Annotated in this window: 19 protein-coding genes; 5 read left to right on the forward strand and 14 right to left on the reverse strand. The window is 52.4% G+C overall.

All coding sequences use genetic code 11. The features are described 5' to 3' along the window. Nucleotides 1–3: 3 nt before the first annotated feature. From MV421_RS09755 to MV421_RS09785, 7 genes are all read right to left on the reverse strand, one after another. Complete coding sequence (locus tag MV421_RS09755; protein WP_297418766.1) at nucleotides 4–453, reverse strand: type II toxin-antitoxin system VapC family toxin; 450 nt, start codon at nucleotides 451–453, stop codon at nucleotides 4–6. After that, on the reverse strand, nucleotides 450–629 hold the full coding sequence (locus MV421_RS09760; RefSeq protein ID WP_297418782.1) for an antitoxin family protein: 180 nt from the start codon (nucleotides 627–629) through the stop codon (nucleotides 450–452). The genes MV421_RS09755 and MV421_RS09760 overlap by 4 nt, the downstream gene beginning before the upstream one ends. A gap of 43 nt (nucleotides 630–672) precedes the next feature. Further along, on the reverse strand, nucleotides 673–1,812 hold the full coding sequence (sat, locus tag MV421_RS09765) for a sulfate adenylyltransferase (RefSeq protein ID WP_297418764.1): 1,140 nt from the start codon (nucleotides 1,810–1,812) through the stop codon (nucleotides 673–675). Nucleotides 1,813–1,848: 36 nt separating this feature from the next. Continuing rightward, nucleotides 1,849–2,076: a ribbon-helix-helix domain-containing protein gene (locus tag MV421_RS09770; RefSeq protein WP_297418761.1), complete on the reverse strand. Its 228-nt coding sequence runs from the start codon at nucleotides 2,074–2,076 to the stop codon at nucleotides 1,849–1,851. Nucleotides 2,077–2,198: 122 nt separating this feature from the next. Further along, nucleotides 2,199–4,589: an STT3 domain-containing protein gene (locus MV421_RS09775; RefSeq protein ID WP_367271141.1), complete on the reverse strand. Its 2,391-nt coding sequence runs from the start codon at nucleotides 4,587–4,589 to the stop codon at nucleotides 2,199–2,201. Nucleotides 4,590–4,618: 29 nt separating this feature from the next. After that, the gene (locus tag MV421_RS09780; protein ID WP_297418754.1) at nucleotides 4,619–5,614 is read right to left on the reverse strand and encodes an NDP-sugar synthase; all 996 of its coding nucleotides are present in this window, start codon (nucleotides 5,612–5,614) and stop codon (nucleotides 4,619–4,621) included. Nucleotides 5,615–5,658: 44 nt separating this feature from the next. Next, nucleotides 5,659–6,066, reverse strand: coding sequence for a nucleotidyltransferase domain-containing protein (locus tag MV421_RS09785; RefSeq protein ID WP_297418753.1), 408 nt, complete (start codon nucleotides 6,064–6,066; stop codon nucleotides 5,659–5,661). 83 nt (nucleotides 6,067–6,149) lie between these two features. Between MV421_RS09785 and MV421_RS09790 the strand changes: the two genes are divergently transcribed. Then, the gene (locus MV421_RS09790) at nucleotides 6,150–7,109 is read left to right on the forward strand and encodes an NAD-dependent epimerase/dehydratase family protein (protein ID WP_297418749.1); all 960 of its coding nucleotides are present in this window, start codon (nucleotides 6,150–6,152) and stop codon (nucleotides 7,107–7,109) included. Here MV421_RS09790 and MV421_RS09795 read toward each other — a convergent pair. The 4 genes from MV421_RS09795 to MV421_RS09810 form a co-directional block, all read right to left on the reverse strand. Continuing rightward, nucleotides 7,078–7,452: a hypothetical protein gene (locus MV421_RS09795; RefSeq protein ID WP_297503052.1), complete on the reverse strand. Its 375-nt coding sequence runs from the start codon at nucleotides 7,450–7,452 to the stop codon at nucleotides 7,078–7,080. The genes MV421_RS09790 and MV421_RS09795 overlap by 32 nt on opposite strands. Before the next feature lie 95 nt (nucleotides 7,453–7,547). Continuing rightward, nucleotides 7,548–8,702: a tyrosine decarboxylase MfnA gene (gene mfnA / locus MV421_RS09800; RefSeq protein WP_297418780.1), complete on the reverse strand. Its 1,155-nt coding sequence runs from the start codon at nucleotides 8,700–8,702 to the stop codon at nucleotides 7,548–7,550. A 32-nt stretch (nucleotides 8,703–8,734) separates the two neighbouring features. Then, entirely contained in the window at nucleotides 8,735–9,922 is a 1,188-nt protein-coding gene (locus MV421_RS09805) for a cation:proton antiporter (RefSeq protein WP_297418747.1), read from the reverse strand. A 1-nt stretch (nucleotide 9,923) separates the two neighbouring features. Next, complete coding sequence (locus MV421_RS09810; RefSeq protein ID WP_297418744.1) at nucleotides 9,924–10,172, reverse strand: DUF131 domain-containing protein; 249 nt, start codon at nucleotides 10,170–10,172, stop codon at nucleotides 9,924–9,926. A gap of 77 nt (nucleotides 10,173–10,249) precedes the next feature. Between MV421_RS09810 and MV421_RS09815 the strand changes: the two genes are divergently transcribed. The 3 genes from MV421_RS09815 to MV421_RS09825 all read left to right on the forward strand — a co-directional run bounded on the left by MV421_RS09815 (nucleotide 10,250) and on the right by MV421_RS09825 (nucleotide 13,664). Then, nucleotides 10,250–10,939: an HAD family hydrolase gene (locus MV421_RS09815; RefSeq protein WP_297418742.1), complete on the forward strand. Its 690-nt coding sequence runs from the start codon at nucleotides 10,250–10,252 to the stop codon at nucleotides 10,937–10,939. Next, entirely contained in the window at nucleotides 10,917–11,543 is a 627-nt protein-coding gene (locus MV421_RS09820; protein WP_297418740.1) for a diacylglycerol/polyprenol kinase family protein, read from the forward strand. The genes MV421_RS09815 and MV421_RS09820 overlap by 23 nt, the downstream gene beginning before the upstream one ends. Nucleotides 11,544–11,708: 165 nt before the next feature. Beyond that, nucleotides 11,709–13,664: an alpha-amylase/4-alpha-glucanotransferase domain-containing protein gene (locus MV421_RS09825; RefSeq protein ID WP_297418738.1), complete on the forward strand. Its 1,956-nt coding sequence runs from the start codon at nucleotides 11,709–11,711 to the stop codon at nucleotides 13,662–13,664. Here MV421_RS09825 and MV421_RS09830 read toward each other — a convergent pair. Further along, nucleotides 13,651–15,927 (reverse strand): 6-pyruvoyl-tetrahydropterin synthase-related protein, encoded by a 2,277-nt coding sequence (locus MV421_RS09830; protein ID WP_297418737.1) that lies wholly within the window; start codon nucleotides 15,925–15,927, stop codon nucleotides 13,651–13,653. The two genes, MV421_RS09825 and MV421_RS09830, sit on opposite strands and share 14 nt — an antisense overlap. After that, complete coding sequence (locus tag MV421_RS09835; protein ID WP_297418735.1) at nucleotides 15,924–16,361, reverse strand: hypothetical protein; 438 nt, start codon at nucleotides 16,359–16,361, stop codon at nucleotides 15,924–15,926. Before MV421_RS09835 ends, MV421_RS09830 begins: the two co-directional genes overlap by 4 nt. Nucleotides 16,362–16,412: 51 nt before the next feature. On the opposite strand from MV421_RS09835, the gene MV421_RS09840 reads away from it, so the two are divergent. Then, a complete protein-coding gene (locus MV421_RS09840) occupies nucleotides 16,413–17,756 on the forward strand; it encodes a glycosyltransferase family 2 protein (RefSeq protein WP_297418732.1) in 1,344 nt (447 codons plus the stop codon). Here MV421_RS09840 and MV421_RS09845 read toward each other — a convergent pair. Next, nucleotides 17,749–18,243, reverse strand: a complete 495-nt coding sequence (locus MV421_RS09845; protein WP_297418729.1) for a hypothetical protein — start codon at nucleotides 18,241–18,243, stop codon at nucleotides 17,749–17,751. The two genes, MV421_RS09840 and MV421_RS09845, sit on opposite strands and share 8 nt — an antisense overlap. Between the last annotated feature and the right edge of the window lie 5 nt (nucleotides 18,244–18,248).

Consider the following 18,248-nt stretch of genomic DNA (forward strand, 5'->3'; position numbering starts at 1 on the left):
CACTTAGCCCTTGGTTGAATCTTTGAGGAATTCCTCCAGTTCCCGAAACTCCTCAAGAAGATAGAATGCATTAACCCCGTAGTTTTTGGCACTTTCGACCTGGAATTTGTCGTTTGAGACCAGGGCGCTCCTCCGGGAGTGAGCCACACTTATGTAGAAAGAGTCTATTGCCCGACAGCCAGTTTGAAAGGCAATTTCGAAGGAGATCTCCCTGAGTCCGCATGTATCAACTGTTTCTATCTTCCCGACGAGAAGCTCATACAGGCTCATGGCCTCATCCTTGGGCATCCTTCTGACTAGTTGGCCGATGAGTTCTACTTTGAAAATATCCGGTTCGGCTACTGGAATTTTCAGCTCTTGGATAAGTCGAAAGAGATTTTTGGCAAGTTCAGTTCTTTTTTTGTCGTATTCAAACAGGGCGTCGATGAACACTGAAGTATCAACCACTATCATCGCCGCTCCTCCAAGAACTCTTTGAGAGCATCTTTCTCAACTTTTCTGCTGAAGTTCTCGATGATATCTGCTATTCCCATCTCAATGATGACTTTCCCATGGATCCCCTCCTTGAATCGGACCTTCTTCACAGGCTTAAAGACCCCGTTCTTGTAAACGACCTCAATCTCCTCCATATTGTCCACCGAAATAGGATGGTGAAGGAAAGATATAACCCTTTCACTCCACGAACGGGTTCTCGAAGCTCCTGACGACCTCGTAAACCTCCGGCCGCATCATGTACTCCGGCGGCTGTTCGCCAGCCATTATCATCTTCCTGAGCTTGGTCCCACTTATGTGAACGTGGAATTCCTCACCATGCGGGCATATCTTGGCGTTCACCATTCCACCGCACTTCTTGCAGTAGAAGGCCTCCCTTATGAACATCGGCGTTATCCCAAGATCCGGGAAGTTGTCGAAGGTGTCCCAGGCCTCGTAGGGCCCGTAGTAGTCGCCGACGCCGGCATGGTCACGACCAACGATGAAGTGCGTCGCCCCAAAATTCTTCCTCATTATAGCGTGGTGAATAGCCTCCCGTGGGCCGGCATAGCGCATCTCGTAGCGAACCGTGGCCAAGGTCGCACTATCCCTGGGGTAGTAATACCTGAAGAGCGCCTCGTAGGCCTTTATTATGACCTCGTCCTTGTAGTCGCCTTTCTTCTTCCTTCCAAGGACTGGATTTACAAAGAGGCCGTCAACAAAGGTCAAAGCCGCTTTTTGGACGTATTCATGACCGAGATGGGGGACGTTCCTAGTCTGGAAGGCCACTATCTTCTTCCAGCCGAGCTCCCTGAAGAGAACCCTCGTTTCAACAGGCCTCAGTGTATACTTCGCGAAAGGATTCGGAACCTCGTTGAGAAGCTCAATCTCACCACCAACGAGATAATCCCCCATACCCATTACCCTAGCAACCCCTGGATGGGCGGGATCATCGGTTTTAAAGACCTTGACTGCGAACTCCCTCTTATCGTAAGTGTATATCTCTTCAACATGCATCCTCGCTACCGGAAGGTCATTGTAGTAGAGCAGTATCGCGTCCCCCTCATCGAAGTTTGGTTCCTTCACGTCGAGCACTATCGGGATAGTCCAAGGAGTGTCGTCGCTCAGGCGCATGTCGTCAAGAACACCTTGGAAGTCGTCGCTCGTGAGGAAGCCCTTGAGGGGAGAATAAACTCCATGGGCAATGTTCTCGAGGTCTATCGCCCTTCCATGCTCAACCTGAACGTGAGGATACTCCCCCTGCTCACTGAGGATTCTCCCACGGGTTCTCTCGGCGACTATCCTCCTTACAAGCTTGCCTCCATGGGGCTTTGAGACCATTCTACCACCTTCAACTCCAATTGAAAAATGAGGTCATCAATCAAGGTAACCGAGAGCGCGAAGCCTCTCCTTGACCTTCTCTTCCTCTTCCTCACTAAAAACTTCCTCCTTCTCCTCCTCTTCCAGGTTAGCTAGAACCTCGCGGAGGACGTAGGTGACGTAGTCGGAAACCGAGGTGAAACCAGTGCCCTCAATCCTAGCCTTTATCTTGTCATAGAGGGGCTTCGGAATGGAAACGGTAGTGTACTTCTTCTCGTCTGCCATAGCAAACACCTCCCACCTTAATGATATTTAATTAACTCAATGAATACCTCCCAAAAAATGTTAAAAAGATTTTGGCCCCTACATGGGCCCCCTTCTAGATGCCTCACCTGTTCAAACATTTCTCATCGGCGGGAATGGTCAAGTACGTCCCCTATCCTGAACACCCCCCTATCAAGCACCGTCTTTCCCTCGCTGTAGATGTACCTAACAACAACACTGCCGTTGAGGTTCTCTGGAAGAATGAACTCGTCCTTGCCCTTAACGTTAAACCACTTCCTGTACACCAGCGTCCCGTTGTCAAGGAAGCCATAGATTCCAACCCCCGTCCCCGTGGCGTTCGTAAACTTTAGAACGACCGAGCCGTTTTCCGCGGTGACGGCCACGTTCGGATGCTCAAAGCGGAAGATCTTGATAAGGCCGCCGTCCGAGTAAATCAGGTGATAATACGGGGGATACTCGTTTGTGAACATCAATTTGGCAAGGGCCGTGTCGAAGGCGTTTCTGTTCATGATCACGGCATAGCCGTAGTTCAGGTTGATGTAGGCGTAAACCGGCGCGGTTGGCGGGCTGGAAAGCACTACCCGAGTAAGGGTCTTTCCAGATTCAACGAAAACCACAGCGGGGATAACCACCTGACCCCTGAGGCTGACCTTCACGTCCCACGTCTTCCCGGGGGCGGCCATGAGAGAGTAAGGTCCGCTGGAGAACACGAAGATATCACCATAAGCGGAGCGGAGGGGAAGGATAACCAGAGCGTAGTCCCTCCCGTTCATCCCCGCGGTCTTCAGTACAGCTTCAAACTCGGTGAGGGTGTCGTAGGAGACGATGACGTAGTCAACACCCAAGTTCATCAGATTCTTGCTGGGAATGAGGCCGAGGTAGTACCTAGCGACCCACCTGTTTGGACCCCCCTGTGCAACCGGCGCCCTGTTTGAGAAGTAGGTCACCCAGTGGCCGTGGTCCCACCACGTTAGGACGACGTCGTTGATATTGGAATGCTCGCCAAGGTAGGTAAGGGCATCGGCCCAGTGGTCGTCAACAAAGGGGTGAACGGCGAGGGTCGAGGAGAAACCCTGGTAGGCAGATACCGATGGGAGGAGAAGGAGTAAAAGCACTGCAATGGCCGCGCGTTTCCATGCCACGTTCACCTTCCCAGCGGAGAAGTCAAAGGTATCGACAAGCCCTATTCCCGCTAAAAGGGCCACCGCCAGGGAGCCTATAAAGAGAAACCTCGTCCAGACGAGGGCCATGGGGATCAAAACTAAGGCGGTTCCTAGGATGAGGAAATCGGAGGTGCTGGGGCGCCTGAAGCGGAGGGCAAAGAGGAGGAACAGAACGCCGGAAACCCCGTAAGCCTCCCACCAGTTGGTCCAGTTGGTTCTCTGGGTCTCCCCTATCGGCGCAACGGGGAAGAGCGTGTTGAGGGCGTCATTCACAATGCCGTAGTACCTAAAAGTGAGAACCAGGGCAACGATTACCCCAACGGACGCAACAACCCACCGGATACGACGGTCTTTAACGAAGCGTGCGATTAGAATGAGGGCTAAGATGGCAAGAATGGACAGAGTCAGGGCGTACTTGAGGAAAACGATGAGGAAAACGTCCTTAAGGACCCCAAAGTGAACTCCGAGCTCTTTGGCCAAGTTCCTCCCGAGCCCCCTAGTCTCCCCCGTCATGCCGTAGCCGAGCCTTCCGCCTATCCAATTAGCGAGGAAAACGCCGGGAACCAGTGATAATGAAATTGCCAGTCCATCGAGAATCTTCTCATCTTTTTCGAGGAGGAAGGCCCCCAGGGTTAGGAGGAGGGAGTTGGCCAAGAAAAACGCGAATATTGGATAGTAAGCCTGCCAGAACGCGGAGGCGAACCCAGCCGAAAGACCAGGGATAATGTAAATAGCAAGGCGGAGGTAGCGGTTGCAACGGCAGGTGAGGGCGAAGGCGATGGCCGCGAGTCCAACCGTGTACCAGAAGAGCATATAGTTGTCTCCCCTGTAATAGCCGGCCATCGAGCGGAAGACATGGCCGAAACTCACTGCCAGGAGGAACGCCGCTAGAAAAGCCTCTCTTCTGCCGTAAGTGCGGAGGACAGTGAGATACACGAGGATTACCGTTAGAACACCGAAGATGACGGGGGTAAGCCGGAAAGCGTTGAAGAGTGAAACTCCCAGGAGGTGGAGCAGCTTATAAACGTAGGCTGGGGTCATCCAGAGACCAAGGGGGTGAAAGAGCTTTATCTGAAACCCCCATGGACCCAAGGCATAGGGAAAGAAGTTTATCCAGCCATGAGTCAGAGCGTAGCGGGTGTAGGCCAGGTGAAAGTACGGATCGTAGCCGAGGAGGTACTTAAAACGCATCGGAAGGAGGCGGATTGAAGCTGCTAAGATAGTGAGTATTATAACAGCATACCTCGGGCGCAGGATTCGGTCGCTCAATGATAGAAGCGTTTTAGATAATCTGCCGTCCCCCATGGTCTCACCAGCCGATATTTCATTCCCAGGATAGTAGTACTCCAAGGAGTAATATAAGGATTGCGCATAACCGTTCAATCCCCCCGCTGTATCTTCGCGTGCCCTCCTACGAGGCTCTTCTTAAGCTCGAGGTTCCTTATCTCGCACTTCTCGTCGATGATGGAGCGCCATATGGTGGAGTTTCTTATGACGGTATCCCTGAAGATTATCGAGTCGCTCACGTCGGAGTTCTCGATGGTGCAGTTTTCGCCGATGTAAGCGAATGGCCCAATGAGGGAGCGGCCGAGGACTCTCGCTCCCCTCTTGATGATCACCGGTGGGATTATCTTGGAGTAGGGACTTATCTGGATCTCCTCAATATGACTCTCCTTAAGGATGGTTCTCAGGGCTTCAAGATAGCTGTCCGCCGAGCCTATGTCATACCAGTACTCGGAGAAGCGGTAGGCCCTCACCTCCTCCCCCCTTCCCAGTAGCCACTGGAGGAAATAGCCCGGCGAATCTCTGTTACCGTCGGAGAGGTACTCGTCGATGAACTCCATTGCCCCCCTTGGAAACGCATAAACGCCGGTGCTTATGAGCGTGGACTGAGGTTGAGGGGGCTTCTCCCGGAAGGAAACGACCCTGTCACCCTCAAGCACTACAACACCGTAGCGCTTCGCCAGTTCAGGGTCACCGATGTCGTAGACCGCTATCAAAGTCTTCCCGTCGTAGGCGCGGAGGAAGTCAAACAGGGAGAAAGAGAAGAGGTTATCGCCTGCTATAACCAGATAATCATCCAGCCCAAGCTCATCAAGCGCTTTTTTCATCGCCCCTATCGTGCCGAGCTTCTCCTCCTCGTGGAGGGTGTCCTCGACTATCAGCCCGACGCCGTATTTCTCGGCATAGGGTCTGAAGTGGGCCTCGAAGAAGCGGTTGGTTGAAATGTAAGTCTCAAGGCCAAGCTCGCCCACCTTTTCCATTATGTAGTCGAGTATTGTCTCTTCGCCGACTGGGAGCAGAGCCTTGGGGTTGTCCTTGGTTATGGGCCAGAGCCTCGTCGCGTAGCCGCCGGCCATTATGAGGACCTTCATTTGTTCATCCCTCCGAGATTTTTACGAAATCCGCAAGGGCCCCATCAGATTCCAAGGGTCTCCCTCCTGTAAAGATCAATGTAGTAAGAGTAGTCATGATACTCTGCCATCGTTCTCTCCTCAAACTCGCACCTTAATTTTTCATCCTTCGAGAAGAGTAGTTCCCCCCGATGACCCTGAATCTGAACTTTACAGGGGCATTGTTCAGGATTCTGACGTCCACGGGAAACCCCCACAATTCTGCTAAGCTCTTCTTCTAGTGTCTCTTCGTAGAACTTCTCGGTGGGCCCCCTTACGTAAACCGCCACGTCGATGTCCCTGAACGGGCCCTCTTCAAGGAAGGAACCGTGAAGGTAGGCAAATAGAACTTCGCTCCTTCCCATCAGGGCCTTCCGGAGCTTTACCTTTATCTTCTCCTTTTCCCTCTCTGGAAGCTCGTGGATTTCCATCATGATTCAGAATCCACAAAAGAAAGTAAAAAGCTTTTCCCCAAAGTTTAAGAGTATCCCTTCAATAGAATGCCCGGTGATATAAAATGGAGGTTCTCGTTACTGGTGGTGCCGGCTTCATAGGCTCCCACCTTGTTGACGCCCTGATGGAATCCGGAAACGAAGTTAGGGTTCTCGACGATCTGAGTGCTGGAAGCCTTGAGAACATCAAGCACTGGCTCGAAAACGAGCACTTTGAGTTTATCAAGGGCAATATGAGGAACCACGAGATCGTCAGAAAGGCCGTTGAAGGCGCTGACGTCGTCTTCCACCTCGCCGCAAACCCAGAGGTTAGGATAGGCTCTCAGAGTCCTGATCTGCTCTACGAGAGCAACGTCACGATAACGCACAACCTGCTCAGCACGGTGAAGGACTCAGACGTTAAATTCCTCATCTTCACAAGCTCCTCGACGGTTTACGGCGATGCGGATGTGATCCCCACTCCCGAGGACTACGCACCCCTTGAACCGATAAGCGTCTACGGCGGGGCGAAGCTCGCGGCTGAGGCCCTGATAAGCGGCTACGCCCACACCTTCGGCTTCAGGGCGTTGATATTCCGCCTAGCCAACATAATAGGCGAACGCTCCAACCACGGCGTCATCTACGACTTCATCAACAAGCTGAGGAAAAACCCAGACGAGCTTGAGATACTCGGTGACGGAACGCAAAGGAAGAGCTACCTCCACGTGAGCGACACAGTTAAGGGCATGCTTCACATCTTTGAACACTTCAAGAAAGAAAGCAAGATCGTCGACTTCTACAACCTCGGCAGCGACGACTGGATAACGGTGAGGGAGATAGCTGAAATCGTCAGCGGTGAGATGGGTTTAAAGCCGGAGTTCCGCTTCACGGGCGGTGTCGACGGTGGCCGCGGCTGGAAAGGGGATGTAAAGCTCATGCGCTTGAGCATAGAGAAGGCCAGAAAGACCGGCTGGGAGCCTAAGCTGAACAGCTATGAAGCCGTTAGGAAAACGGTCAAGGAACTCCTGAAAACCGAAAGGCATTAAAGCGGGTTGATGAAGAAAAGGGCGCGATGATGAGTGATGGGCGAACCGACGGGTGAGGAAGGAAAGGTGATCTCTGAGCAATCCTTTTAAGGCCCATCCTCCACCTTTTCTGGGATGATGAGTTCAGCCTTGTCCGAGCTGTGACGATGGAGTGACGGACTGACCGCACCTTTGTTTTTGTTTTCTGTTGACATCTGGCATTAAAGTCCCCCTTAAAGTCCTCAAAGCCTATCGCTCCTATCTCTATGTCGTCGCGGTAGGGATAGACAAAGCGCAGCCAGAAGCGGTAGTAGAAATCCCCAACCCTATAAACACCAAATCTTTTTCTTTCCCTCACCGCCACAGGGAACTCCCTCTGACCCTCCTCCCCGCCTTAGTGAAGGGTTAATTCGTTGGAACCCTCGCCGTTCACGGCGGGAAGGAGGTCAGGTTATCAATTCAAGCTTTTCGCACGATTTCCCGAAGGTCCTTCAAAAACGCCTCCAGATGTTCCCTCCTCACGTGGGGCATCATAACTATCCTGATGTAGCCGCGGTGGGCGCTTATGCCCCAGCCGCGCTCCTTCAGCTCTTCTTCCACTGTCTCAAGGTTTCTAGTCCCAAAGGAGACTATGTTGAGCACCGGTTCACGGATGAGGTAAACACCGGAAATTCTCTTTAGCTCCGCCGCGAACCACCTGCTCAGTTCCATGGCCCTTCTCACGACCTCTCTGTAGCCCTCAAAACCGAGGTGCTTGATCATGGCCCAGACCGCTAAAGCGTTAGCCCCGGGTCTCGTTCCGGTTATCGTAGCCTGCCATATCTTACCTCCTGCCAAGTAAGGGGCTAGAACGCTTATCGCGTCAATATACTTCCTCTCACGGAATATTACCCCCCCTGCCGGGATTGGAACCATACCCATCTTGTGGGGATCTATGGTTACGCTCTTAACGCCTTTAAGACGGAAGTCAAAGTCCGGGATCTCGTATCCCAAATCTTTGGCGAAGGGGATCACAAAGCCCCCAAAGGCCGCGTCAACGTGGAGTGGAATGCCATAGTCGAGGGCTAAATCGCTCAGAGATGGAATGTCATCGACAACGCCCAGTCCGGTCGTTCCTGCTATCCCAACTATACCGATGGTGTTGTCAGTGATCTTCTCCTCAACGTCCCGAACGTTGACGGAGTAATCATCGTTCAGCTCGGCCCAGACGAGCTTCACCCCAAGCATCTCCCCCGCTTTAATGAAAGAAAAGTGCGCACTCTCCGGGAGGATGAGTTCCGGTTTCTCGACTCTGGCAAGGTTCCTGAAGGCCCTTACCGCCAGGATGTTGGCCTCGGTGCCGCCGGAGACAATGTGCCCGTAGCCCTTTTCCAGGCTAAGGAGGCTCGCCAGCATGTTAACGGCTTCCCTCTCGACCCTCTGGCTCCCGACGTGAAGCCCCGGGTCGCCGAGGTTCCTGTCGAGGAACTCCTCAATGATTTTAACCGCAAAGGGGTGCGGATAGGTGCACATACTGCCCAGAATCCTTCCAGAGTCAAAGGTGAGGTCGTCCGCAGTTTTTGACCTCAGCTCTTCAAGAACCTCCTCCTCGTCCTCTCCGTTCTTCGGGAACATCCTCTCACCGGCGTGAGTTGACGGCATAGGATTTAAGCCTTTGCCCGCGATTTTAGCATTTTGATGTAGGTCTTAAAGAAGATAGGGGTCGTCAGGGCTGTGAGCATCGAGACTGCTATAACGCTCGCGAAGAGCGCCTGGTCAATTATCCCCGCGCTCAGACCGAAGGTGAGTATGGCGAGCTCCAGACTACCCCTTCCCCCCATTCCAATGCCTATTAAAGCTGAGTCCCACCAGTCGAGACCGAAGAGCCTGGCCCCAAGACCGCAGCCGAGGAATTTCCCTAGGATGGCCGCCAAGTAGAGGCCGAGGATGAGGACAAGGCTTATCCCAGCAAGTGGCGGGTTAAACATAAGGCCGACGTAGATGAAGAACAGCGGAATGAAGAACTCCGTGAGGACCACCTGGAGGTTTTCTATGAGTTCATTGAGCTTTATGCGCGTCACTATCATCGGGTCCTTCCTCTCGCGGAGCCGACTTATCGTTAAACCCGCCAAGTATGCCCCAATTATCTGATTGAGGCCGGCCCACTGAGCCAGTATCGCGAGGGTGAAGGTAAGTATGAGCGTGAACGTGAAGAAGACGTTGAGATCCCTGACAATGGAGTAGAACCACTTCGCCCTCTTGAAAACGTACTCAGATACCAGGAGCGTCGCGGCGATGAATGCGAGTATCTTGACGGTAAGGATTCCAAAGGATGGGAGGTTCATGCTTCCCCCCGCCATCGCGGTAATGATTCCAATGAGATAGACTGCCATTATGTCGTCGGCAAAGGCCGCCCCCATGAGTATCGACGATATCACCCGCTTAACACGCTCCCTGACGAGGACACCGCTCGTGACTTCTATGGCCGTGTTTCCAAGGGTGACGCCGATGAAAACGGCCGCCACCCAGCCATTTCCGAAGGCCATTACCGTGGTGAACCCCAGGAAGAAGGAGAACGCAACGCCAAGGGCCGCAACGACAATCGCTTTCTTTGTGTTCTGAGCTATGGCCGAGAAGTTGCTCGTTAATCCCATGTAGAGCATCATCATGATGAGTCCGAACTCCGCGAGAACCTTAAGGTCCCCTGTTGGTTTTATCCACCCCAGAACAAACGGCCCGAGGAGGATGCCGGTTAAAACGTGGGCTATTATCGGGTGTATTTCAAACCTCTCAAACAGCCACTCTATACTCTTCGCAGTAACGAGAAGGAGGGCAAGGGCAGCTAAGAATTCCACCTCATCCACCCCGCAACAGGAGGGCCGCGGCCAGCCAGAGGGCCATCAGGACTATCGCTAGAATTACAGCCAGCGTTGCCACACCCTTGTTCGTCCCAAAGACTATTGGAATCGGGCCTATCATAATAACTCCCCCGCCCTCCACGCTTCCCTCTTCCCCGGGGGTTGCTAACACCGTGCCGAGGAAGACGAGCAGGAAACCGGTCAGGATGAGAACCATGCCAGCGGTGATAAGCGCCCTCCCGTCCATACGGTATTCCATTCTCTAAGAACTTTTAAAGCTTAACGCACCCAAAGGATTAAAATGCATCGGGAGAAAAAGAGAACATGCTTGTGCTCGTTGACCTCGATGATACCCTCTGCAACACGTGGGAGGCCGGGAAGTACAGCATCGTCCGCCTCCTGCCATACCTCCTCAGACGGAGGAAGCTCAAAGCCTTTCTCTACATCGTGACCGCCCGCTACCGCGAGCTTGAACAGTCCCACGAGGTCTACACCCTCGACTTCGACAGACTCGTCGAGAGGGTCATGGGGAAGATATACTCAAAAGTCCACCCGGAGGAGCTTGAGGAAATAACCGAGCTGATAGACAGGGTCTTCTTCTCAAACATCAAGCTCTATCCCGATGCAATAACCTTTCTCCGTGGTGTGAAGAGAATGGGCGCCAGGCTCGTTCTCGTGACTGACTCTTCGAGCAAGTGGCAGAGGAAAAAGCTTGAACACCTCGGGATAAAGGATTATTTTGATGCACTCATAATAAGTGGCGAAACCGGGCACAGCAAGCTCGAACCACACAACTTCCGCCTTGCAAAACACCTCTTTCCAGACGACGAGGTCTACGTGGTCGGAGACCGGGACGACACAGACATGCAGGGGGGGAAGATGGTAGGTGCGACCACGATACTCGTGAGTAGAGGCTACTTCAGCGGCAGGCTATCAAAGCACGCGGACTACGTCGTGGGCAGCCTCTCTGAGGCCTTGGAGGTGATCAAGCGTGAGCATGAAAAGCGAGCTTAAGCGGAAGTCCCTCCATCTTGCAGGCCTGCTCGTTCCCCTCTCTTACTACCTCTTTGGAAAGGAGTTGACGCTCACCTTCATAGCCGTGACCTTCTTCGTCTTCGTCGTGCTGGAGCCCTTCAGGATCATCGAGGAGTTACGGGACAGGATAAAGAAGAGACTAAGGATATACGTCGATGAGGATGTTTTTGAGAGGATGGAGGAGATTGAGAGGCGCATCGATGAGATAACGAGGGAACACGAGCGCTACCGCGTTGCAGCCCATATATACTTTGCCGCGGCCTCGTTCACTGTCGTCTACTTTTTCCCACGAGATATTGCGGTTGGAGCAATAAGCGTTGCAACGGTCGGGGACGCACTAGCCGCTGTAGTTGGCAGATCCCTAGGGAGGCACCGTTTCTCCAACGGGAAGAGCCTTGAGGGGAGTTTGGCATTCTTCATCTCAGCGCTGTTGATTCTCTGGCCGCTCATCGGGCCTCCACTAGCGCTTGCTGGTGCACTCACTGGGGCCCTCGTGGAGTTCTACAACCTACCTCCCGATGACAACTTCTCGAACCAGATAAGCATTGCACTGGTGCTTTATCTGCTCAGTTTTATGCATTAAATTCAAAAATGGAAAACGAGCCTCAGTCTGAGGCCATGGTTATGGTGGAGAACCTAATCTTCAAAACATACACCACCCACTCATATGGTTATTATTAGGAAAAAGGTTTATATGCCTTTTCTTCGATATCACCAGCAGTGATAACAGCTCTACGGGTGGTCTTCAATGATAAACCTCATTTTTGGAATACACAACCATCAGCCCCTAGGAAACTTTGGATGGGTCTTTGAGAGCGCCTACGAGAGGTCATACCGCCCCTTCATGGAAACCTTAGAGGATTACCCCAACATGAAGGTCGCCACCCACTATTCCGGCCCTCTCTTAGAGTGGCTGAGTGAAAACAGACCGGAGCACCTCGACCTCATCCGCTCACTCGTGAAGAAGGGTCAGCTTGAATTGGTCGTTGCCGGCTTCTACGAGCCTGTTTTAGCGGCCATCCCTAAGGAAGACAGGATAGAGCAGATAAACCTTCTGAAGGGATTCGCGAAGAGGCTCGGCTACGACGCGAGGGGCGTCTGGCTCACCGAGCGCGTCTGGCAGCCCGAATTGGTTAAGAGCCTCCGCGCGGCTGGGATAGATTACGTCATCGTCGACGACTACCACTTCATGAGCGCTGGCCTCGCCAAGGAGGAGCTATACTGGCCCTACTACACCGAGGACGGCGGGGAGGTTATAACAGTCTTCCCGATAGACGAGAAGCTCCGCTATCTGATTCCATTCCGGCCGGTTGAGAAAACCCTCGACTATCTACACGGCCTTGACAATGGTGACGGGAGCCGGCTCGCGGTCTTCCACGATGACGGGGAGAAGTTTGGTGTCTGGCCCGGGACCCACGAGTGGGTCTATGGGAAAGGCTGGCTGAGGGACTTCTTTGACAGAGTCTCAAGCGACGAGAGGATAAACATCACCCTCTATTCGGAGTACCTATCAAGATTTAAACCTAGGGGCCTTGTTTACCTCCCGATAGCCTCCTACTTCGAGATGAGTGAGTGGTCCCTTCCAGCAAGGCAGGCAAAGCTCTTCGTCGAGTTCGTGGAGAGGTTGAAGGAGCAGAACCAGTTTGAGAGGTACCGGGTCTTCGTACGCGGTGGCATCTGGAAGAACTTCTTCTTCAAGTACCCGGAGATCAACTACATGCACAAGCGCATGCTCATGGTGAGCAAGCTGGTCAGAGGAAACCCCGAGGCGAGGCGCTTCGTCTTCAGGGCCCAGTGCAACGACGCCTACTGGCACGGTGTTTTCGGTGGGGTTTATCTCCCGCACCTCCGCAGGGCAGTCTGGGAGAATCTCATAAGGGCGAACAGCTTCGTTTCCACGGGCAGTTTCGTCCGCGACATAGACTTCGACGGAAAGGACGAGGTCTTTCTGGAAAATGCTAACTTCTACGCGGTCTTTAAACCCTCCTATGGCGGTGCCCTTTTTGAGTTTTCCTCCAAGAGAAGGGCCGTCAACTACAACGACGTTCTGGCCAGGAGACGGGAGCACTACCATGAGGTCCCGGAGGTTGCTACTCCGGAGGACGGGTCTAAAGACGGGGTTGCGAGCATACACGAGCTTGGAAAGAAAATCCCGGATGAGATAAAACGTGAGCTGGTCTATGACTGGCAGATGAAGGCCATTCTCCAGGATCACTTTATAACGCCAGAGACATCGCTTGACGACTACCGTCTTGTGAGGTATGGGGAGCTCGGGGATTTTATCAATCAACCGTATGGCTTTGAACTCGGGGAAAGCCTGAGAATGTGGCGTGACGGTCTGGTCGACTCAAAGCCTGGCAGGGTTGAGAAGAGCTTTGGGCTCCGTGATGATGGATTCAATGTTGAGTACGGAGTTAAAAGCCCTATTAAGGCTCTCTTCGGCGTCGAGATAAATCTAGCCGTCCACAGCGTCATGGAGGAACCCGCGGAATTCGAGGCTGAAATCTTCGAGGTGGACGACCCCTACGGCATCGGAAAGGTGAGGATAGAACTCGACAGGAAAGCCAGAGTCTGGAAGTACCCCATAAAGACCCTTAGCCAGAGCGAGAGTGGATGGGACTTCATCCAGCAGGGCGTCAGCTACACGCTTCTGTTCCCGGTTGATGGTGAGCTCCACTTCAGGCTGAGGTTCAGGGAGTTTTGACCTTTTTTATCTTAACCCTTTTTCCAGGGAAAAACTCAAAGAGAACGTACAGACTGATTATCAACCAGGCTATCGTCGAGTACATCCTCATCGGCAGGAAGGGATCCCTGAACTCACCCTCAATCTCTCCACTCCCGTTAACCGGAACGAGTGTAAGGCCAGTTCTATCATCCCTCAGCACCCTGGCTTCCCTTCCGTTTACTTCAATGTGCCAGTATGGGTAGTAGGCCTCTGATACACGAAGGAGAGTCGGCCCGTTGGCCTCAAACCGGGCGCGGTACATACCATCAGAGACGTTCCCCCCAATGTACTTAAATTTCCCTGTGTTTCCAGCGAGACTGACCAGGAGTCCAAGCTCGTAGCTCGAGTTCCAGTAGAGAGCATGGAAGAGGAGGTTTCCCCCGATGAGATAAAGTCTTCCCCTGCCAATGCGGACTTCCCCGATTAAGATCTCGTTCCCAGCCTTAACAATGGGTTTCCCCATCTTAAACACCGGGCCGTACCACGGCCCTCCTTCGTAGCTGAAGGGGGCAAAGTGGGACACATTATAAACTCTCGAACTGAGCGCGAAGCCGTTTATGGGTGCCATCTCCGCCCTTATTCCAAAAAGGTCTCCGCTCGTCTCGGGTATCCAGAGAACTGTCCCTCCCCTTTCAGTAAACTCTCTTAGAATTTTCTCAAATTTCCCTGAGGGCTGGCCCACATAAATAACCCCAGCGGCGCCGGGAGGCAGTAACTCAAGTTCTGAGGGGTTTTCAATGTATGCATAGTCCAAAGGCATTTCATAGAACTTCCCTACCAGGATAAAGTTCACCCGCTGGATGAAGGACACATTGGACTCATACACCGTGTAGTTTCCAATCCTTTCGACCGGATGATACCCCCACAGCGAGGTATTTAATGATGTTACAAAGAACCTAACAGCGTAGGCTTTGAGGTAGGGGGTGGCGTTACCGCCAGTATCCAACAGGTACCACATTGTCCACTCACCTTTACCTACGGGATTACCCTCATGGTACCAGCCGTTCATAGTAGCCTTGCCGCAAAGGGCCGGCATGTAGCTATAAAATGCCTCTCCAATAAGAGGATACATAACAAACCTCCAGTCACTTCCACTCTGCTCTTTGAGGAAGTCTGAAACTTCGATCAAATCCCTCGGGTAGTGGATGGTCTCCACGGGAGTCAGCACAATCCCGATGATGAGAATGAGAATGAGAAAGGATGCGGTCACGTACTTCCACCTAAGCGCCATACCGGTTAAGAGGTCGGAGACCATCAACGGAACGAGGAGGTTTGCCATGTCCATCCATCTGTAGGGGGGTATCATCGAAAGGGGAGGGATGGAGTGAATCCATGGAGTTGGGGAATACACACCAAGGGAGAGGTAAATAAAGACCAAAAGGAGCGCGGGCTTTCTCCACCCAATATTCCTCCTCAAGACGCCATCTAGAATCACCAGGCTGAGAATGAGAAGGGATGCTAATCCCGCAGGCTGAAGGAAGTACTCAGGCCTTATGCTGTAGCCTCTGAAAAGCCATACATCCGTGTAGATATTCCAGAAGTTCGTCCACCTTATATCCATAAAGAAGGGAACGTACCAGAAGGAGGTGAGAACAGTTACAAGCCCTGCGGCTTTTACGGAGTTGGACAGCGCATCAACCTCCTTGAGTTCATCCCACAGGAGAACGAGCGTCGTTAGTGTGAGGGGGATTATTATCGAGTGGTGCGTGAGCACGACGATGGAGATGCCAAGTGACGCTGCAAAGAGGTACCTCCTCCGGTGATCCGTGAGCCACAGTGCGGACAGTAAAAAGAGCGGGGAGAGGGCTATGGCGTTCGCCCTTGGGAAGTTACCCTCAAGGTACGCCACCCCAATGTGCCAGGGAAATAGGAGAAATAGAACAGGAGCCGCGTATCTCTCCTTTCCAGTTTTTCCAAGGTAAACCCACAGCGCGAGGGCGCCAACGATGGATGTGAGCATTAGGGTTGCGGCGTATCCCCGGATATCCGCTCCAAAGAGCTTCCCAAGTGAGGCCGCTAAAAGATAGGAAGCTGGAGGGTAAAAGCGCAGGAATGGAAATCCCGCGTACCAGTCCTCTATCCATGGCTTCCATCCAGCTGTCATAAGCTTGTGGATTTTAAAGAGGTGCCCGTTTCCATCAACTGACAGAGCCGGCGGCTGATTTAAGCTGAAGAGTGGGAGGAAGAGAATCACGGAGATTGCGGAAAGCAGGATAATGTAAGCGATATCCCTTTTCCTCACTCTCCACCCTCCAAGAGGTCAAGTAGCTCTGCAAGCCCCTCAATTGTGGCGCTGAAGACGGTACTCCGCCCGTCGGTCCCCATCCAAAGCCCGTGTGCGGCTCTGGATATGTTGTAAGTTGTTCCCGGAAGTTCAAGAAAGCCCTCCCCCTCAACCTCCACCTCCAGTGGGATGCTTCCCACAATGAAGGCCTTTGAAAGGTACTCATCCAGTCTCAGGAGCTCAGCAAGCACAACTTTAAGTGCTCCTAACCCAAACCACAGTATAACCTCGTTCTTCGAGTAGTCACACAGGAGCCTGATACCTCCACTAGGGACCGTGAAGTCTGCCGAATAGCGTTCCACACCCTCCCATTCGACCGTTCTACTTTTGACCATGAAGCGCTTCACAAACGCACGGATGTAGTTGATCCCGGTGATTTTTATCGTCGCCATATCTGCCTCTACCTAAGGATATTTATACTACTCTCTAAAAAATGTTTATCAATGAGTGTCTCAATAAAATTCCAGTCAAGCCTTTACCTCTACCTTCTAATCATCATCGGCATAGCCCTCATCCTGCCTCCAGTCTACGCTCTTGAGGCCGTCCTCCTGTTCCTTTTCCTCATGGTCTTTTCTGGAACCATCTTCTACTCCCTCCTGCTCCTTGCACTTGGGAGAAAATATCCATTCACTCACACGGAGATTCCCGACAACCCATTCTTTGAACCCCTCGTCTACGTCCTGATTCCCGCGCACAATGAGGAGAGCGTGATAGAGAGAACTGCAAAAACCGTTCTGTCCCAGAAATACTCCAACTACCGGCTCTTTTTGATAAACGACAGCTCAACAGACAGAACGATGGAGAGTATAGAACGCATCCGGGGAGAGCATCAAAGAAGGGTAGTTGTAATAAACGTGCCGCCCGATAGGGGCAGGAGCAAACCAAGGGCATTAAACTATACCCTGGAGATTATAAGAGAACACTTCAAGCGCCCGGATTATGTATTCATACTTGACGCCGACTATCTCCTCGAACCCAACGCCCTGAGGAAGCTCGTGGAAATACTAGAAAACGCCCCCAACTACGTCATAGGGATACAGGGCAACGTCCGCCCTAGGAACTGGAACAGAAACTTTATAACCCGCTTTATCACCCTTGAGCGCCTCGTTGGGTTCAACGTGGCCATTGAAGGTGATATGAAACTCAACGAGAACGGGAAATACGGGGGTACAGTGGCCCTCTTAAGGTTTTCCCATATCTCCCACCTGGGGATGTTTAGGGAAGATTCAGTAACCGAGGACACGGATCTATGGGCGCGGGCGCTTATCGCCGGCTACCGCTTCTGGTACTACCACGGGGTCATTGGCTGGGAGGAAGCCGTTGAGACCATGCAGGACTACGTGAGACAGAGGTCACGCTGGGCACAGGGCCACCTTCAGGCAATGGTTGAGTATTACTGGGATGTTCTAAGAAGCTGTTCCAGCGTTACTGAGGCGTTCGTAGAGCACTTCTACATAATAAGCTATCTCGTGCCGGTTTTCTGGCTCCTCTCAGTTGTCTTCAACCTCTATCTTATGGCAGTCGGCACCGTTCCCGTACAGTTAATAAGGCCAAGGATCTTCCTTGGCGTTTCTATTCTATCATTCCTGATTTTCTGGCTCTCCGTTGCATACTCAAACTGGATTGAACAAAAAAGGCACTCCTTCGGTGTCCAGTGGTGGTTCGTCTTCCTGTACCCTATCTACTTTGGTGTGTTTGTCATGGCAGGCGTTATCTACACGACGCGCGGCCTTTTGAGACTGGTTCTGGGAAAAATCCAGTGGGAAAAAACGCGAAGGTTTACCTGAACGGGTCCCTAATCTCCGCGGACTCAAGATCGCCTTCTTCAAGGGTGTAGTATAGAAACGAAGCCGCGGTTATGTTTATTCTTGACCTGTCGAGGAGATACTCAAAAACCCCCCTGAAGAGAAGAAGAAGCGCCAACATAAGGTATCCTCCTCTAAGGAGGTTCGCAGTAAAGAAGAGGACCGATGCAATTACATAAAGAGACGCATACCCCCCGTAGGGGGTGTTGTTAGCCCTTAGCTTCATCCAGTATACTACAAACCTAACCCTACGGATTAAGCTGTAAAACTCCCTGTTCATGAGAATGGACGTCAAGAACAGAGCAGAAGCCGTCAGGTATGTCAGCGCCCCTACCATGTTGCCAGACATAAGTTCAATACCTGTCATGAGAAGAGAAGCTAAGGCAGATACCTCAAGGAGGGTAATATAAAGCGACATCACCAGAAGGAAGCGCCTTCTCTCCCTGGGAAATCTTGCTTTAATCCGCATGGTGC

Source organism: Thermococcus sp., from assembly GCF_027023865.1.
Classification (GTDB): domain Archaea; phylum Methanobacteriota_B; class Thermococci; order Thermococcales; family Thermococcaceae; genus Thermococcus.

What these genes read in the sequence shown, in the direction of transcription:
- sat (WP_297418764.1), bottom strand. Translation starts at nt 1,812, where the DNA reads ATGGTCTCAAAGCCCCATGGAGGCAAGCTTGTAAGGAGGATAGTCGCC.
- MV421_RS09845 (WP_297418729.1), bottom strand. Translation starts at nt 18,243, where the DNA reads ATGCGGATTAAAGCAAGATTTCCCAGGGAGAGAAGGCGCTTCCTTCTG.
- mfnA (WP_297418780.1), bottom strand. Translation starts at nt 8,702, where the DNA reads ATGTTCCCGAAGAACGGAGAGGACGAGGAGGAGGTTCTTGAAGAGCTG.
- MV421_RS09815 (WP_297418742.1), top strand. Translation starts at nt 10,250, where the DNA reads ATGCTTGTGCTCGTTGACCTCGATGATACCCTCTGCAACACGTGGGAG.
- MV421_RS09835 (WP_297418735.1), bottom strand. Translation starts at nt 16,361, where the DNA reads ATGGCGACGATAAAAATCACCGGGATCAACTACATCCGTGCGTTTGTG.
- MV421_RS09785 (WP_297418753.1), bottom strand. Translation starts at nt 6,066, where the DNA reads ATGATGGAAATCCACGAGCTTCCAGAGAGGGAAAAGGAGAAGATAAAG.
- MV421_RS09790 (WP_297418749.1), top strand. Translation starts at nt 6,150, where the DNA reads ATGGAGGTTCTCGTTACTGGTGGTGCCGGCTTCATAGGCTCCCACCTT.
- MV421_RS09825 (WP_297418738.1), top strand. Translation starts at nt 11,709, where the DNA reads ATGATAAACCTCATTTTTGGAATACACAACCATCAGCCCCTAGGAAAC.
- MV421_RS09840 (WP_297418732.1), top strand. Translation starts at nt 16,413, where the DNA reads ATGAGTGTCTCAATAAAATTCCAGTCAAGCCTTTACCTCTACCTTCTA.
- MV421_RS09755 (WP_297418766.1), bottom strand. Translation starts at nt 453, where the DNA reads ATGATAGTGGTTGATACTTCAGTGTTCATCGACGCCCTGTTTGAATAC.
- MV421_RS09770 (WP_297418761.1), bottom strand. Translation starts at nt 2,076, where the DNA reads ATGGCAGACGAGAAGAAGTACACTACCGTTTCCATTCCGAAGCCCCTC.
- MV421_RS09810 (WP_297418744.1), bottom strand. Translation starts at nt 10,172, where the DNA reads ATGGACGGGAGGGCGCTTATCACCGCTGGCATGGTTCTCATCCTGACC.
- MV421_RS09760 (WP_297418782.1), bottom strand. Translation starts at nt 629, where the DNA reads ATGGAGGAGATTGAGGTCGTTTACAAGAACGGGGTCTTTAAGCCTGTG.
- MV421_RS09780 (WP_297418754.1), bottom strand. Translation starts at nt 5,614, where the DNA reads ATGAAGGTCCTCATAATGGCCGGCGGCTACGCGACGAGGCTCTGGCCC.